At 58.3% G+C, this 16,504-nt stretch carries 15 protein-coding genes; 11 read left to right on the top strand and 4 right to left on the bottom strand.

The window, feature by feature from the left end; genetic code table 11:
* Window positions 1-200: 200 nt before the first annotated feature.
* Complete coding sequence (locus ACZRJQ_RS09660) at window positions 201-581, top strand: helicase (RefSeq protein ID WP_463978137.1); 381 nt, start codon at window positions 201-203, stop codon at window positions 579-581.
* Between the two features lie 56 nt (window positions 582-637).
* On the opposite strand, the gene ACZRJQ_RS09655 is transcribed toward ACZRJQ_RS09660, so the two are convergent.
* A complete protein-coding gene (locus ACZRJQ_RS09655; RefSeq protein ID WP_463978136.1) occupies window positions 638-1,384 on the bottom strand; it encodes an NRDE family protein in 747 nt (248 codons plus the stop codon).
* A 118-nt stretch (window positions 1,385-1,502) separates the two neighbouring features.
* Between ACZRJQ_RS09655 and ACZRJQ_RS09650 the strand changes: the two genes are divergently transcribed.
* The 3 genes from ACZRJQ_RS09650 to ACZRJQ_RS09640 are packed head-to-tail and all read left to right on the top strand — an operon-like array spanning window position 1,503 to window position 4,126.
* Entirely contained in the window at window positions 1,503-2,285 is a 783-nt protein-coding gene (locus tag ACZRJQ_RS09650) for a sulfite exporter TauE/SafE family protein (RefSeq protein ID WP_463978135.1), read from the top strand.
* A gap of 12 nt (window positions 2,286-2,297) precedes the next feature.
* Window positions 2,298-3,104, top strand: coding sequence for a prolipoprotein diacylglyceryl transferase (lgt, locus tag ACZRJQ_RS09645; RefSeq protein ID WP_463978134.1), 807 nt, complete (start codon window positions 2,298-2,300; stop codon window positions 3,102-3,104).
* Window positions 3,105-3,154: 50 nt separating this feature from the next.
* Complete coding sequence (locus ACZRJQ_RS09640) at window positions 3,155-4,126, top strand: thymidylate synthase (protein ID WP_463978133.1); 972 nt, start codon at window positions 3,155-3,157, stop codon at window positions 4,124-4,126.
* Between the two features lie 99 nt (window positions 4,127-4,225).
* Here ACZRJQ_RS09640 and cadR read toward each other — a convergent pair whose 3' ends face one another.
* Entirely contained in the window at window positions 4,226-4,675 is a 450-nt protein-coding gene (gene cadR / locus ACZRJQ_RS09635) for a Cd(II)/Pb(II)-responsive transcriptional regulator (RefSeq protein ID WP_463978296.1), read from the bottom strand.
* An 85-nt stretch (window positions 4,676-4,760) separates the two neighbouring features.
* Between cadR and ACZRJQ_RS09630 the strand changes: the two genes are divergently transcribed.
* The 7 genes from ACZRJQ_RS09630 (at window position 4,761) to ACZRJQ_RS09600 (ending at window position 13,735) form a co-directional block, all read left to right on the top strand.
* A complete protein-coding gene (locus ACZRJQ_RS09630) occupies window positions 4,761-7,010 on the top strand; it encodes a heavy metal translocating P-type ATPase (protein ID WP_463978132.1) in 2,250 nt (749 codons plus the stop codon).
* A 16-nt stretch (window positions 7,011-7,026) separates the two neighbouring features.
* Window positions 7,027-7,890 (top strand): LysR family transcriptional regulator, encoded by an 864-nt coding sequence (locus ACZRJQ_RS09625; RefSeq protein WP_463978131.1) that lies wholly within the window; start codon window positions 7,027-7,029, stop codon window positions 7,888-7,890.
* 184 nt (window positions 7,891-8,074) lie between these two features.
* Window positions 8,075-9,151, top strand: coding sequence for a putative 2-aminoethylphosphonate ABC transporter ATP-binding protein (locus ACZRJQ_RS09620; protein WP_463978130.1), 1,077 nt, complete (start codon window positions 8,075-8,077; stop codon window positions 9,149-9,151).
* 1 nt (window position 9,152) lies between these two features.
* Window positions 9,153-10,877, top strand: coding sequence for a putative 2-aminoethylphosphonate ABC transporter permease subunit (locus tag ACZRJQ_RS09615; RefSeq protein WP_463978129.1), 1,725 nt, complete (start codon window positions 9,153-9,155; stop codon window positions 10,875-10,877).
* A gap of 32 nt (window positions 10,878-10,909) precedes the next feature.
* Window positions 10,910-11,932: a putative 2-aminoethylphosphonate ABC transporter substrate-binding protein gene (locus tag ACZRJQ_RS09610; protein ID WP_463978128.1), complete on the top strand. Its 1,023-nt coding sequence runs from the start codon at window positions 10,910-10,912 to the stop codon at window positions 11,930-11,932.
* Between the two features lie 118 nt (window positions 11,933-12,050).
* Window positions 12,051-13,178, top strand: coding sequence for a TIGR03364 family FAD-dependent oxidoreductase (locus ACZRJQ_RS09605; RefSeq protein ID WP_463978127.1), 1,128 nt, complete (start codon window positions 12,051-12,053; stop codon window positions 13,176-13,178).
* Window positions 13,178-13,735, top strand: coding sequence for a phosphonate degradation HD-domain oxygenase (locus ACZRJQ_RS09600; RefSeq protein WP_463978126.1), 558 nt, complete (start codon window positions 13,178-13,180; stop codon window positions 13,733-13,735). The genes ACZRJQ_RS09605 and ACZRJQ_RS09600 overlap by 1 nt, the downstream gene beginning before the upstream one ends.
* 24 nt (window positions 13,736-13,759) lie before the next feature.
* On the opposite strand, the gene ACZRJQ_RS09595 is transcribed toward ACZRJQ_RS09600, so the two are convergent.
* Window positions 13,760-15,124 carry a GTPase/DUF3482 domain-containing protein gene (locus tag ACZRJQ_RS09595; protein ID WP_463978125.1) on the bottom strand — a complete coding sequence of 455 codons (1,365 nt, stop codon included), beginning with the start codon at window positions 15,122-15,124 and terminating at the stop codon, window positions 13,760-13,762.
* Entirely contained in the window at window positions 15,117-16,499 is a 1,383-nt protein-coding gene (locus tag ACZRJQ_RS09590) for a DUF2868 domain-containing protein (RefSeq protein ID WP_463978124.1), read from the bottom strand. Before ACZRJQ_RS09590 ends, ACZRJQ_RS09595 begins: the two co-directional genes overlap by 8 nt.
* Window positions 16,500-16,504: the final 5 nt, after the last annotated feature.

The following is a 16,504-nucleotide window of genomic DNA, read 5'->3' as shown; positions in this document are numbered from 1 at the left end:
AACAGACTCTTTGGGGAGTCCTTGAAGAATGGGCATGCCAACCCGGACGGCGGCCCATTCTTGAAGACAGCCCTGCCGATCATGCGGCCATAAGTGGCAAAATGTCCCCCATCTGCGCCTAACTATGCAGATATATAGCGTTCTACGCTCAAATCGTTAAACTGCGCCGGCCATTTATTGATTCCCCTGAGGCCGCGTACATGAAATTTCGTTTTCTACTCTGGATGCTGGGCTTTTTGATGGGCAAAGCCAGCCGCAAAAACCCTGCGTTTCAGCAGCAACTGGTCGACAAAGACTTGGTTTTTCAGCTGCAAACCCTCGATGGCAACGTAGCCCGTCACTTCAAGGTCAAGAACCAGCGCATCACCAGCCATAGCGGTCTATACCCTGAGCCTGCGTTTGCCATTGCCTTCAAAGATGCCGCTTATGGCTTCGCCACACTGCAAGCCAAAAACAAGCAGTTGGCGTTTATGACCGGGATTCAAGACAAATCGATTCAGATCAAAGGTAACCCAGCCCTGGTGATCTGGTTCCAGGGCCTGACCAAGTACCTCAAACCGCGTAAAAAGCCGAAAGCCTGAGTCTCAGGCACACACCTCCCCGCGGCTTGCCTTTCAGGGGTTGAGGGTTGTTTGCTTCAGCCCTCTAGCGTGACTTCCCTTAAGAACCCGCCATACGGCCCATAGCTGCGCTCCACCATGTGCCGCGAACCGTGTGCGTTAACCACCAGCGCGGTGCTGGCACGGGTGCCATAACTGGGGCTGGCAATAAACACGCTCGACAGCAGGCTTTCAGTGGCCAGCCCTACGCCGGTATCGGGCAGCTCGGCGAACGGTGCGGTTTGCGGGTCTTTGAGCAGCGCCAGTAACGCTTGTGGTTGTGGGTCATGGAGTATTTCGGTCAGTGCCGCCTTGGCTTTGAGTAACTTGGGCCACGGCGTATCAAGCCCGGCATTGGACAACCCATAGACCCCTGCACTCAGCGGCTGTGGCGCCAAGTCTTTGGAGTTGAAGTGCCAGAGCTGATCCTGAGTGCCCAGCAACAGATTGAACCCGGCATAATCCACCGAACGTCGTCCAATGTCGGTGAAGTACTCGCCAATTGCCCGATTACCCGTCAAAAAATCCGCCACTAATTGGCCCCGCGAGCGGCGTGCAGGAGGGGCGTGGGGTTCGCGGATATTGGTCAGCGCAGCAAAACGCCCATCAGCCCCAATACCGAGCCAAGTGCCGCCTGCTTCAAGATCGCGCCCGGCATACACCTGTGGTGCATCAACCCATTGGGCCAAGGGTTTGGCCGGGCGTGCATAGAACTCATCACGGTTGGCCGCAACGATCAAAGGCTGTGCATGGCCGGGGCGCCAAGCGAAGACAATCAGACACATGGGCAGTCCTTAATGTTTTTTTAACCACACTACTTATAGATTGCCGGGGCGTGTTGCGCCATGCAGTGGAGCCCAAGCCTTTGCTCCGTTACCATGCGGGTCAAAATTGGGAGCCGCTATGGAATTTCTGCTCTATCTGGTGCTGGGAGGCTTTGCTGGCGTATTGGCCGGGCTGTTTGGGGTGGGAGGTGGAATCATCATCGTGCCGGTGCTGGTGTTCAGTTTCACCTTGCAGGGGTTCAACAGCGAGGTGCTGACTCACTTGGCCGTTGGCACGTCACTGGCCACGATTATTTTTACCTCGATCAACTCGATCCGTGAGCATCATCGTAAAGGGGCTGTGCGTTGGTCGCTGTTTGTCTGGATGGCCTTGGGCATCTTGATTGGTGCAGGCATTGGCGCGCTGACAGCTGAGGCCATAGCCGGCCCGCACTTGCAGAAGATCATTGGCGTGTTCGCGTTGGTCATTGCCCTACAAATGGCTTTGGAGCTTAAGCCCAAGGCCAGCCGAACAGTGCCGGGCAAGCTCGGTCTGACCTTGGCGGGCAGCGTGATTGGCTGGGCGTCGGCGATATTCGGCGTAGGTGGCGGCTCCCTGACGGTGCCATTTTTGAGCTGGCGCAGTGTGCCCATGCAGCAAGCGGTGGCCACTTCGGCAGCTTGCGGGTTGCCGATTGCGTTGGTGGGTGCGTTAAGTTTCATGATCATTGGCTGGCACAACCCTGACTTGCCCGCGCATAGTCTGGGCTTTGTTTACCTGCCGGCGCTGCTCGGGATTGCCCTGACCAGTATGTTTTTCGCTCGTTTTGGTGCGCGTTTGGCCCACAAGCTGTCGCCACGTTTGCTTAAACGGCTGTTTGCCGCACTGCTGTTTTGTGTCGGTTTGAGTTTCTTGATTTAACAAGGAGTCGCAATGCTGCCTTACCCGCAGATTGACCCGGTGGCATTGGCCATCGGACCGCTGAAAATCCATTGGTACGGCTTGATGTACCTGATCGGGATTGGCGCTGCCTGGCTGATCCTGTCGCGACGCTTGAACCGCTTTGACCCGACCTGGACCAAAGAAAAACTCTCCGATCTGGTGTTTTGGGTCGCGATGGGTGTGATTGTCGGCGGGCGTCTGGGCTATGTGTTGTTCTACGACCTGAACGCCTACATTGCCAACCCACTGCTGATTTTTGAAGTGTGGAAAGGCGGCATGGCGTTCCACGGCGGTCTGATCGGCGTGATGCTGGCTACCTGGTGGTTCGGCAAGCGCAACAACAAGTCGTTCTTCCAGATCATGGACTTCATTGCACCTGTGGTGCCGATTGGTCTGGGAGCCGGGCGCATTGGCAACTTCATCAACGCCGAGCTGTGGGGCAAGGCCAGTGATGTGCCGTGGGCGATGATCTTTCCGACCGACCCGCAACAATTAGCGCGCCACCCGTCGCAGCTTTACCAGTTCGCTCTGGAAGGTGTGGCACTGTTCCTGATTCTTTGGCTGTACTCACGTAAACCTCGCCCGACTATGGCGGTTTCCGGGATGTTCGCCCTGTTCTACGGGATTTTCCGCTTCATCGTCGAATTCGTCCGGGTACCGGATGCTCAGCTAGGCTATCTGGCGTTCGGCTGGGTGACCATGGGGCAAATCCTGTGTATCCCGATGATTGCGGGCGGTCTGTTCTTGATCTGGTGGGCTTACCACCGCGATCCAGCGGCTCAAAAAGCTGCGCAATAAATTCGAATCGCAGGGCGTGTTTCGCCCTGCATTCAAACGGTAGGAAAACCATGAAGCAATATCTCGACCTCGTTGCCAACGTCATCAAAAATGGCACCTTGCAAGCCAACCGCACCGGCGTGAAGACCATCAGTCTGCCCGGCGCAATGTTGCGCTATGACCTTAAAGAAGGCTTTCCGGCCATCACCACCCGGCGCATGGCATTCAAATCGGCCATTGGCGAGATGTGTGGCTTTTTGCGCCCTGTGAACAGTGCTGCCGATTTCCGTGCGCTGGGCTGCAAAGTGTGGGATCAAAACGCTAACGAAAACGCACAGTGGCTGGCCAATCCGTTCCGGCAGGGTGAAGACGACCTCGGCGAGATTTACGGCGTGCAATGGCGTAAATGGCCCGCGTACAAACAGGTAGAACGCAGCAATCAGGCGGCTATCGAGTTGTGCTTGAGCCAGGGCTATCGTCAAATCGCCGAAGGCGAAGAAGACGGCCAGCCGTATGTGGTGCTGTACAAGGCGATCGATCAGGTGCGCCAGTGCGTGGACACCATCATCAACGACCCGGGCAGTCGTCGCATTTTGTTCCACGGTTGGAACTGCGCCCAGCTCGACGAAATGGCCCTGCCGCCGTGTCACTTGCTGTATCAGTTCCACCCGAACGTTGAGACCAAGGAAATCTCCCTGACCCTCTACATTCGCTCCAATGATCTGGGCCTGGGCACGCCATTCAATCTGACCGAAGGCGCTGCGCTGCTGAGCCTGATCGGTCGCCTGACCGGTTACACGCCGCGTTGGTTTACCTACTTCATTGGTGATGCCCATGTGTATGAAAACCACTTGGACATGCTCAACGAGCAGATGACCCGCGAGCCGTTCCCGATGCCCAAGCTGGTGATTTCAGACCGCGTGCCTGAGTTTGCCAAAACCGGCGTGTATCAACCGGAGTGGCTGGGTTTGATCGAACCGAGTGACTTCAGCCTTGAGGGTTACCAGCACCACGCCCCCATGACTGCACCGATGGCGGTGTAACACCGTCAAAACCCGTGGGAGCTGCCGAAGGCTGCGATCTTTTAAGATCAAAAGATCGCAGCCTTCGGCAGCTCCCACGAGGTTATTCACCCATCACCCTTAATGCCCGTGGCTTCTGCCCACATGGCTTGGCTCGCCTTCTGGCGCCGTCACTGAGCCGCTGAGTTCCAAACGCTGCAAAATCCCGCATGGCTCTCCATCCGGCCCTTCGCTACAGCGTTGGCGCAGGTTGAGCAGTTGCGTCTGCAAAGCCTGCAAACCATCAATTCGTGCTTTGACGTGGTGGATGTGTTCGTCAATCAACGCATTCACGTTTTCGCATTGATCCTGCGGGCTGTCGCGCAGGTTGAGTAAGCTGCGGATCTCTTCCAGCGTCATGTCCAGGCTGCGGCAGTTGCGGATAAACGTCAGGCGTTCGACATGGGCCTGCGTGTACAAACGGTAATTGCCCTCACTGCGCGCAGGCTCTGGCAGCAGCCTTTCACGCTCGTAATAGCGAATGGTTTCGACCTGACAGTCGGTCAATTTCGCCAGCTCACCAATTTTCATCACGGTTATCTCCGAAAGGGCGCTTGACCCTATAGTGGCTACAGGGTCTTTACTTGGCAACAAGCACCTTTTTGGACGCAACCTGATGAGCGACTCCATTCACACCCAGCACAAACCGAATGCTGATCACGATCACGATCACGATCACGATCATGCCAGCCACGCGCACAGCTGCTGCTCGGCTGCCGATGCCCCGAGCATTATTAAGTTGAGCACCGTGACAACAGCGAGTGCTCGTTTAAGCAGCTTTCGCATTGAGGCGATGGACTGCCCGACCGAACAAACTTTGATCCAGAACAAACTGGGTAAGCTGGCGGGTGTGCAGCAGTTGGAGTTCAACCTGATCAATCGGGTGTTGGGCGTGACCCACGATTTGCCCTCGACTGCCCCAATTGTTGAGGCCATCAAGTCTCTCGGCATGCAGGCCGACCCACTGGAGCCCGGCGCGGATAATGCTGGCGCGCCAGTTGCACCGGCCAAGAAGCATTGGTGGCCGCTGGCGGTTTCGGGTGTTGGCGCCCTGGCCGCTGAAGTGCTGCACTTCAGTGGCCAGGTGCCGACTTGGGTGATTGCGTTGGTGGCGCTGGTGTCGATTCTCAGCGGCGGCTTAACCACTTACAAAAAGGGCTGGATTGCCCTGAAAAACCTCAACCTGAACATCAACGCCCTGATGAGCATTGCCGTCACCGGCGCCGTGCTGATTGGCCAGTGGCCGGAAGCGGCGATGGTGATGTTCCTGTTTACCGTGGCCGAGTTGATTGAGGCCAAATCCCTTGATCGCGCCCGCAATGCGATCAGTGGTCTGATGCAAATGGCACCGGACAAGGCCACGGTGCAGCAGGCCGATGGCACATGGCTGGAGCGCGAGGTTAAAGACGTTGAGCTGGGCGCCATTGTGCGAGTTCGCCCCGGCGAGCGCATTGGGCTCGATGGTGAAGTGGTGGCCGGCAACTCAACCATCGACCAAGCCCCCATCACAGGCGAAAGCTTGCCGATTGAGAAAACGGTCGGCGACAAAGTGTTTGCGGGCACCATCAACCAAGCCGGCGCACTGGAATATCGCGTCACGGCTGCGGCCAATAATTCAACCTTGGCGCGCATTATCCATGCGGTTGAGCAGGCTCAAGGCGCCCGTGCACCAACCCAGCGTTTCGTTGACAGCTTCGCGAAAATCTACACCCCTGTGGTGTTTTTGTTTGCACTGGTGGTGGCGCTGATCCCGCCTTTGTTTATGGGCGGCGTGTGGTTTGACTGGGTCTATCGTGCGCTGGTACTGCTGGTGGTGGCGTGCCCATGTGCCTTGGTGATCTCAACCCCGGTGACCATCGTCAGCGGTCTGGCAGCCGCCGCGCGCAAAGGCATTTTGGTCAAGGGCGGCGTGTACCTCGAAAGCGGCCACAAGCTGGACTTTTTGGCGTTGGATAAGACCGGCACCCTCACCCACGGCAAACCGGTGCAAACCGATTACATGCCGCTTGATCCCGTGTATCAAGACACTGCGGTGTTGCTGGCAGCGAGTTTGGCTGCGCGTTCTGATCACCCTGTATCGTTGGCGGTGGCCAAGTCGGCTGTGGATAACAACTTGCCGCTGAGTGCTGTGGATAACTTCGCTGCGCTGACCGGGCGTGGTGTTCGGGGCGAGATCGACGGCCAGTTGTATCACCTGGGCAACCATCGTTTGGTTGAAGAACTGGGGCTGTGTTCACCTGCGCTCGAAGAAAAACTCGATGCGCTGGAGATGCAGGGCAAAACCGTGGTTTTACTCTGCGACACGTCTGGCCCGTTGGCGCTGTTTGCCGTAGCCGATACGGTCAAGGAGTCCAGCCGCGAAGCGATTCGTGAGTTGCACGCGCTGGGCGTTAAAACCTTGATGTTGACGGGCGATAACCCGCACACGGCCAACGCCATTGCCGCGCAAGTGGGCATCGATCAAGCCCAAGGCAATTTGCTGCCAGATGACAAACTCAAAGCCATCGAAGCGCTTTATGCCCAAGGGCATCGGGTGGGCATGGTGGGTGACGGGATCAACGATGCACCTGCATTGGCCCGTGCCGAGATCGGTTTTGCAATGGCGGCTGCTGGTACAGATACCGCAATTGAAACGGCAGATGTCGCCCTGATGGACGATGATCTGCGCAAAATCCCGACCTTCATTCGTTTGTCACGCGACACCGCCCGCATTCTTAAGCAGAACATCGCCCTGGCTTTGGTCATTAAAGGGATCTTTCTTGCGGTAACCTTCCTCGGCATGGCCACGATGTGGATGGCTGTGTTTGCCGACATGGGCGTCAGCCTGTTGGTGGTGTTCAACGGGCTGCGCTTACTGCGCAAATAGATCAAGAGAGGCCGCAGTGCTGAGTGCCGAGTTAAAAGCGTTTTACCGGGTGGCCCAATTGGGCAGTATTACTCAGGCCGCGAAGAAGCTCGGGCTTAGCCAGCCGACAGTGACCACGCAAATCCGCCAGCTCGAAAGCCAATACGGTGTAGAGCTGTTTTATCGCGGCGGGCGCCGCCTGAGCCTCAGCGATGAGGGTGTGCGTTTGCTGCCGATGGTCAAAGCGCTGTTGCAGCAAGAAGCCGACATTGAGTTCTTTTTGCGCAACAGTGGCCAAGGCGTTGGGACGCTGCGCATCGCGGCCACAGCGCCGTATTACATCCTTGATTTGGTGAAAACCCTGCGCGAGCGCTTGCCGCAGATCGACGTGTCAGTGGACATCGGCAACTCGCAGCAAGTGCTCGAAGCACTGGATGAATACCGCGTCGATATCGCCGCCTCCTCGCAATTGCTGGAGGACTCGCGTCTGATTCGCCGCGTATTGGGCTCCGACCCGCTGGTGCTGGCCGTACACCGTAATCACCCGCTGGCCAAGCTCGATCACGTGCCGCTCAGCGCACTGGCCGGGCACTGCCTGTTGATGCGAGAACAAGGCTCGACGACGCGCAAGTTGACCGAAGAACTGCTCAACAGCGCAGGTGTCAGCTTTGGCCCGCTGCTGGAAATTGGTAGCCGTGAGTCGATTCGTGAAGCGGTGCTGCGCAATATCGGCATCAGCATCATTGCGCGACAGGAAGTCCCGCACGACCCGCAATTGCGGGTGCTCACACTGCAAAACGCGCCAGTTATCCACGAATACCTGTACTGCCTTAAAGAGCGAAAATCGGCGCGACTGCCTGCGGCCTTTCTGGGATTGGCGCAAGAAATGGCGGGCTGCTAACCCCTGCGTTGGAGCTGCCGAAGGCTGCGATCTTTTAAACATCAACAGATCGCAGCCTTCGGCAGCTCCAACGGGGGTTATCCAAAATCCACCAATACCACTATCGGCAGCTTTTGCCTTGTTGCCACATCTTGTACGTATTGCGTCTCTAGGATGGCCCTCATCTGCTTGATGAGGTGCCCCCATGAACAGCTCGAACGCAACCGCTTTGACCCAACCCGGCGTACCCATGAAGGTGCGCAATGTGAACAAGCGATTCGGCGCCTTTACGGCGCTGGATAACGTCTCGCTGGAGGTGGCTGCCGGGGAGTTGGTGTGCCTGTTAGGCCCGTCAGGCTGTGGCAAAACCACCTTATTGCGCTGCATCGCCGGGCTTGAGCGTCAGGACAGCGGCGTATTGCATCTTGGGGATCGCGATGTGTCTGACCTCGCGCCCCAAGCCCGTGATTACGGGATTTTGTTTCAGTCGTACGCGCTGTTTCCCAACCTCAGCGTTGAGGCCAACATCGCTTATGGCCTTGCGGGCAGCAACCGCGACGTGGTGCGCAAGCGTGTCAGCGAGATGCTGGCGCTGGTGGGCCTGACCGGCAGCGAGAAGAAGTTTCCGGGCCAGCTTTCTGGCGGCCAACAGCAGCGTGTGGCTCTGGCTCGGGCGTTGGCGCCGTCGCCGTCATTGCTGCTGCTCGATGAACCCATGTCGGCTCTCGATGCCCGAGTGCGAGAGCATTTGTGTACTGAGCTGCGCCAACTCCAGCGCAGCTTGGGCATTACCACGTTGATGGTCACTCACAATCAGGACGAAGCCATGTTGATGGCCGACCGCATCGCCGTGATGAACAACGGCAAGGTCGAGCAATACGCCACCCCGCAGGAAATCTATGACAAACCCGCCACGCCGTTTGTGGCCGAGTTTGTCGGCCAAGGCAACTGGTTGCCGTTTCAGCGCAACAGCGACAGCCATGCGCAAGTGGGCGGCATGAATATGCGTTTGGCCGATGATGCCGGGCGTGCCACGTCGGGCCGTTTGTTTTGCCGCCCCGAGGCCATCAGCGTGAACCCGGTGCTGCATCAAGAGAACCTGTTTCCGGCCCGTGTGCGAGAAATCACCTTCCTGGGTAATCGCTGCCGCATGAGCTTTGAGCTCAACCATTTGCCGGGCCATGCGCTCACGGCAGAAGTTGGCAGCCAAGACCTGCCACGCCTTGGCGCACAAGACATAGTCGTTGCCTTGCCGCCGAGCAGCTTGCAGGTGTTTGCCTGAGATGGCCGCTGAAATGGCCTTGCCACTGCCCGGCAAACTGACCCGCAAAGCCTCGCGTGCCGAACTGGGCGACACAATCTTTGTGGTCGGCGGCAAACTGCTGTTGCTGCTGCTATTGAGTGTCGCCGTGTTGATGCCGCTGCTGGCGATTTTTTGGCGCGGCTTTAGTGCGCAAGACGGGCAAGGCGGTGGCTGGTTGGCCGCGCGCGAGCTGGTGACCAGCGATAACTTTCACTGGTTGCTCGGCAACAGCCTCAAGGTGTCTGTGAGCGTGGCGGCGATTGTCGTCCCGCTGGCTTATCTGTTTGCCTACGCACTGCAACGCACAATGATTCCGGCCAAGCCGTTGTGGCGCGGCCTGTCACTGTTGCCGCTGATGGCCCCGTCGATGTTGCCGGGTATTGCGCTGGTGTACCTGTTTGGCAACCAAGGGATGTTGCGCGGGTGGGTCTCGGACAACATTTATGGCTTTTGGGGCATTGTGTTGGGCGAAGCGATTTACACCTTCCCTCATGCGTTGATGATTTTGCTCTCGGCGCTGTCGCTGGCCGATGCGCGCTTGTTTGATGCCGCGTCGAGCATGGGCGCCGGGCCGTTCAAAGCGTTTCGCAGCATCACCTGGCCGGGCACCAAACAAGCTGTGTTCGCCGCCTTTTGCTTGGTGTTTACCCTGACCATCACAGACTTCGGCGTGCCGGTGGTGGTGGGTGGCGACTATCAAGTGCTGGCGCTGGAAGCCTACAAAGCGGTGGTGGGGCAGCAGCAATTTGGTCGTGGAGCCTTGATCGGGATGGTCTTGCTGCTGCCTGCGTTGTTCAGCTTTGGGGTCGATGCCTGGCTGCGCCGCCAACATGGTGATTCGATGAGTGGCCGCGCTCAAGTCTTTAAACCTGTCCCGTCCAAGGCCCGTGATTGCTGCTATCTGGCCATCGTCATGTTGATCTGTGCGGCCTTGCTGCTGGTGTTCGGCATGGCGGTGTACTCGTCACTGGTCAAATTTTGGCCCTACAACCTGTCGCTGTCGCTCAACCACTATCAATTCAATGACACGGCGGGCGGTGGTTGGTTGGCTTATCGCAATAGTTTGACGATGGCGCTGTGTACAGCACTGATCGGCAGCGTGGTGATTTTCACCGGCGCTTATTTGATGGAAAAAACCAACGGCCAAAAAGGCCTGAATCTGGCGCTGCGCATGCTCAGCTTTGTGCCGATGGCAGTGCCGGGCTTGGTGTTGGGCTTGGGCTATGTGTTCTTTTTCAACATGACCGGCAATCCGCTGCATGTGTTTTACGCAACCATGACGCTGCTGGTGGTTTGCACCATTGCTCACTATTTGACCACCGCTCAAATGACCGCGACCACCGCCTTGCGCCAGCTTGACGGCGAATTTGAGGCCGCTGCGCTGTCGCTTAAAGCGCCGCTGTATCGCCATTACTGGCGCGTCACCGTGCCCATTTGCTTGCCAGCACTGCTCGATATCGTGCGCTACCTGTTTGTGTCGGCCATGACCACGGTGTCGGCGGCGATTTTCCTCTACAGCCCCGACACCATCCTCGCGGCGGTGGCGGTGTTGAACATGGACGACGCCGGAAACGTCGGCGGCGCAGCGGCCATGTCGACCTTGATTCTGTTCACCTCGGCGGGCGTCTCCCTGCTGCTGGCCTGGGCTTCGCGCGGTTTGTTGCGCCGCTCCCAAGCCTGGCGTCAAGGCGCTCCTGCGCAATGATTTATGCCCCTACAACCCAAAGGAACCGCACCATGTTCAAGCCACTTGCTCTTGTCGCTGCTGTCCTCACTGCGTTTAGCGTGAATGCGTTGGCTGCCAAAACTGAATTGACCGTTTACACCGCGCTTGAAGCCGAACAACTGAAAAGCTACAAGCAAGCGTTTGAGAAGGCCAACCCGGACGTGGAAATCAAATGGGTGCGCGATTCCACTGGCATCATCACGGCCAAGTTGCTGGCCGAAAAAGCCCGCCCGCAAGCCGATGCAGTCTGGGGTTTGGCGGCCTCCAGCCTGGCGATTCTTGACCAGCAAGGCATGCTGCAAAGCTACGCGCCCAAAGACTTGAGCAAAATTGGCCCCAACTACCGCGATGCAGCCAACCCGCCGGCCTGGGTCGGGATGGACGTGTGGGCCGCAACCATTTGCTTCAACACCATCGAAGCCGAAAAACAGGGCCTGACTAAACCTGTGAGCTGGCAAGACCTCACCAAGCCTGAGTACAAAGGCAAAATCGTCATGCCTAACCCGGCGTCTTCTGGCACGGGCTTTTTGGACGTCAGTGCCTGGCTGCAAACCTTCGGCGAGAAGCAGGGCTGGCAGTACATGGACGACCTGCATCAAAACATCGGCCAATACGTTCACTCCGGCTCAAAGCCTTGCAAACTGGCGGCGGCGGGTGAGTTCCCGATTGGTATTTCATTCGAATACCCGGCGGTACAACTCAAGCGCCAAGGGGCGCCGCTGGACATCGTGTTGCCCAAAGAAGGCTTGGGCTGGGAGATCGAAGCAACTGCTGTGATCAAAGGCTCGGCCCATGAAGAAGCCGCCAAAAAGCTCGCGGACTTCTCTGCCAGCCCTGAAGCGATGGAGCTTTATAAAGAGAACTTCGCCGTTCTCGCGCAACCTGGCATCGCCAAACCACAGACCGAACTACCGGCGGATTACGAACAACGGCTGATTAAAAACGACTTCGCTTGGGCGTCGAAAAATCGCGACAGCATCTTGAGCGAATGGCGTAAACGCTACGACGGCAAGTCCGAAAAAGCGGCGCAATAATTCCCTCAACGACGAGCAACTGAACCTTAGGAGCTGCCGCAGGCTGCGATCTTTTGATCGTTGAGAAGATCGCAGCCTGCGGCAGCTCCGAGGATTGGGTTTGCTTCAGGGCACAATCATGACTCATCAGATTCTTATCGTTGGCGCAGGTATTTTGGGTTTATCCCATGCTTATGCGGCAGCCAAGCGCGGGCTAAAGGTTAAGGTTTTTGAGCGCACCAGCACGCCATTGGGCGCGTCGGTGCGCAACTTCGGCCAAGCGCTGGTTACCGGCCAGCCGCCGGGTGTCATGCTCGATTTGGCCCGTGCCAGCCGTGAAATCTGGGCGAACTGGGCGCAGCTCGCGGGTTTCGACCTTAAGCGCAATGGCTCGTACCTGTTTGCCCGCACCGAAGCCGAAGAGCACCTGTTGGATGCCTTTTGCCAAGGTCGCGCCCGTGAGTTTGGGTATCGCGCCGAGCTGTTGCGCGGTCATGGCTTAAACGCTTTGTACGACGGCCAGTTCAAGCATCATCGGGCGGCTTTGCACGGGTTGGACGATCAGCAGGTCTATTCACGCGAAGCTATCCCGGCGCTGATCGACTATTTGCGCCGCGACTTGGGCGTTGAGTTTCACTTCTCGACGTTGGTGCATGACATTGAACCGGGTCAGGTTCACACCACTGCAGGCAGTTTTAAGGGCGCGCAGGTGATTGTGTGCTCGGGGCACGATTATCAAACTCTGTTGGCTGAACCGCTGGCCACGCTCAAACCGCAGATCTGCCGTTTGCAAATGCTGCGGGTGCGCCCGCGCATGGACTTGAAGTTGCAACATGCGCTGCTGACCGGCCTGAGTTGCGTGCATTACGGCGCGTTTGCCGACTTGCCTGAAGCCGCAACTGTGCAGGCTGAGATCTTGCGTGACAGCCCGCATCTGGACCAACACGGCATCCATCTGCTGATCAGTCCGACGCCTTATGGCGAGCTGATTGTCGGTGACTCTCACGATTACAGTCGCGATCCATCACCATTTAACAGCGAACAGGTCGACAACTGGCTGTTGCAACTGTGCACCCAAACCCTTGGCTGCGACGTGCAGGTGGTTGAACGTTGGCAAGGCGTTTATGGTGCGCAAGGGGCTAAGCCGTTTACATGGTTACAGGTGGCGCCCGGCTTGAATGCTGCGCTGATGCACACCGGCGTTGGCATGAGCGTGGGCCCGGCGATGGCCGAGGGTAATATCGCCCGGATGCTGGAGGAGTTGTGATGACACACGCGCAGCAAGTAGTCGAAGACGTTTTTGGGTTGTATCAGCAATACGGCACCGACGATTACATCGGGGAGCCAGTGTCACAAATCGAGCACATGTCCCAAGCCGCGCAGTTGGCGTTGGCAGAAGGCTTTGACGATGAAGTGGTATTGGCTGCCTTCTTTCACGATATTGGCCACTTTTGTGTCAATGATGCCAAGAACATGGGCGGATATGGCGTGGTCAGCCACGAGTTGGTTGGTGCCAATTACCTGCGCCGTGCAGGCTTTAGCGAGCGCGTGGCCAAACTGGTTGAATACCACGTGCAAGCCAAACGCTACCTCGCCCTGCGCGAGCCCGGTTACTACGACGTGTTGAGCGAAGCCAGTATTCGCACGCTGGGCTATCAAGGGGGTGTTATGAGCGACGCTGAAGCCGATGCGTTTGAGCAAGACCCGCTGTGTGAACTCAGCCTGCGCATGCGCCATTGGGATGAACAGGCCAAGGAAATGCACGTGCCGATCATTGACCTGCACCTGCTCAAACAAAAAGCCTTGCGCCACCTGACGCTGTAGCAGCTGGCGTAGGCTGCTACAGGTTTAGATGTGCTGGGCGAGTCGTTCAATTTGCTCTTGGCGCTCAGCTTGGCTCAGCTTGGGGTGAGGGTTGAGCGAAGACCATTGTGGGTGCGCACGCGCTTTGTTCAGGGCTTCGGGTAACTTGCCTTCGCGCCAGGTTTTGTCTTGTGGGGTCGCGACTTTGATGCTGTCCACCGCCGCATGCCCACGGGCATTAAGGGCGTGTAGCAATTGGCGTTGGCGTAAGGCCAGCAATCTCAGCACGCTGTCATCCACCGTCAATTCGCGCTGCCCCTTAAGCTTACCCAGCAAACGACTGCCGTAGCTGCGCGCGGTTTGCAGTGCGCCGCCGGCAATGGCGCCTGCCAGCGCTGCGGCGCCCAGCGTCAGCCCGCCTACCATCAAGTCCACGCCCGCACCCGCTGCTGCGCCTGCGGCAATCCCGCTGCCAACGCGCACGCCCAATTGCTTGAGGGTTTCGGGGTTGAATAAGTCGTCTCCCCAGCGCCCGTTCAGCAAGGGCAAATCGCTGGCCGTGGCATCGTTGGGGCGAAAACCATACAGCTTGAGCAAGGCCTCCACACAGCGTTGTTCGCGCTGGCGAATGGCTTCGCGCAGTTGGCCGATGGCCTGCTGTTCGACGGTCTTTTCGCTGACAACGCTACGTCGGCAGGCGGCGCAGTCAATTAAAAGCTCTGCAATCAGGCGCAGTGCGCTGTGTTTGCGCGCTTCACGTTGGGCTTCTTGATCGGCAATCAAGCGTTGCAAGGCGTCGCGTGAATGCTCCAGCAGCAGGGCGAGGCTTTCATACAAGCGGCGTTCACCATCTTCGGGCGGTGCCACGCTGTCAAAACGCACCAGCGCATGCAGGCCAAGACGGGCCAAGGCTTCGCGCCATTCGGGTTCGCGATGGTGCGCACTGCTGACAAAGTTGAGCACCGGCAGCAGCGGCTTACCGCAACTGGCCAATACGCTGAGTTCGTCACGGTACTTGGCCAGCACTGGCTCGCGGGCGTCGATCACATACAGCCCGGCGTCTGAGGCCAGTAGTTGGCGCAGCACCTTGGCTTCTTGCTCAAAACGCTGTCGCGCCTCGCTGCCTTCAAGAAAGCGTGCCACGCGTGCCGGGCCATCGAGGCGTTCGCCGGGGCGGTCGAGGCGCTCAAGGTAGTCGAGCAAAGCGATGGCATCTTCCAGCCCCGGCGTGTCGTACAGCTCCAGCAGTGGTTCACCGTTTACCGAAAGGCGGGCGCCCTCCACATGGCGGGTCGTGCTGGGCCGGTGCGAGACTTCACCAAACCCGATATCACGGGTAAGGGTTCGCAGCAGCGATGTTTTGCCGACATTGGTGTGACCAACCACTGCCAGCGTGAGCGGCTTAGTCATGGCCTGTCTCCAGCCAATTGAGGGGGGCGCTGGCGGAAAATGGCAGCCCCAGTTGTTCAAGGGCCGTGTGCCAGTCGCTTAAACGGTCGGCGTCCAGCGCCTGACCGGGAGGCGCTTGCAGCAACCAGATGCGGGTTTGGGCGGCACTGCGTGCCAGTTCGCCAATCAACGCCAGACTGCCACGATCTGGCGAGCGCCGTGGGTCACAGGCAATGGCCAAGCGCGCCGGAGGGAAGCGGGTCATCTGCTCTAACAGCTTTTGCCGGGACTCGCGGCTGTCGAGGATGCCTGCATCTTTGACAGTGGCGGGCAACTTGGGTGGCCACGGATGTTGATCATCCAGCTCAATCGCCACGATCAGCGCGCCATCGGTTTGCACATCGGTATGCCCTGCCTGAATGTTATGCAGGTGTTCGGGGGCGATGTCGTTGACGCCCAATCGCTCGCTGCTCGGCATTAAACGTTCGCGCAATTGGCTGTAGCCGGGCAGGTTGAGATCCAACTGCAAGGCGTTGCGCCCGGTTTTCCAGCGCCACAGGCAAAATGCCGACAGCAGCAGGCGCGGGATCACGCCGTAGATCAGGACAACACCCACCAACCAGATTGCCCAAGACTGACGCACGAGTTCGTTGTTATAGAGGCTGCTGTCGGTGCTGATGCGGATCATCTCCACCGTTGGCACACTGAGGCCCATCCAGTTCGGGAGTGCGCCGAGGGCGCGGGTCGCGGCGACAAACACGTCGGCACCCAAAATGGTGGTTTCCCAAATAAACCCGTAACGGCGTGTGGCCATGAGCAGCAGCATCATCACCAGCGTGCTCAGCATCGCCAGCAGCCACAGGCCGTTGACCAACGTGCCGAGCGCCCAGCGATTGAGTTTGCGCCGCTGTAGCAGCAGCAATAATGCGGGCGCCAGTTGAGCGGCTTTGGCGTCGCGGGCGAACTTTTCGCTGAGCCATAGCCATAAGCGGCCAAGGCTGGCGCCATGTTCGCCCGCAAACAGCAGGCCCAGCAGCCAACTGATTAAAAGAATAAGGTTGAGCCCAAGCAAGCTGCCCAGCGCCCAGAACACATTGACCGGGGTTTGCCCGTCGCCCAGTGCGGCAAATGCCAGCCCGGCACCGCTGACGATGGCCACGATGATCAGCCCCAATAGCGCTAGGCGCGCGCCTTGCAGCCAATGCTGCAATGCACTCAATAAACCGTCACGCTCGGCCAGCCACAAGGCACGATTTTGCAGGCGAGTCGGCAAATCGCCGCCTTCGCTGCGGGCTCGGCGATTAGCTTCAAGGTCATCCAGCGGGCCTGCGTGTTCTTCGCGCAAGCGCACGGTTTCGGTCAGCCAAAGGCGTTGCAGCGGGGAAAGTTGAGTCACAGGCC

It is taken from the genome of Pseudomonas sp. E315 (assembly GCF_055406205.1).
The sequence above is the reverse complement of the archived record's forward strand: the minus strand, read 5'-3'. Positions and strand labels throughout refer to the sequence as shown.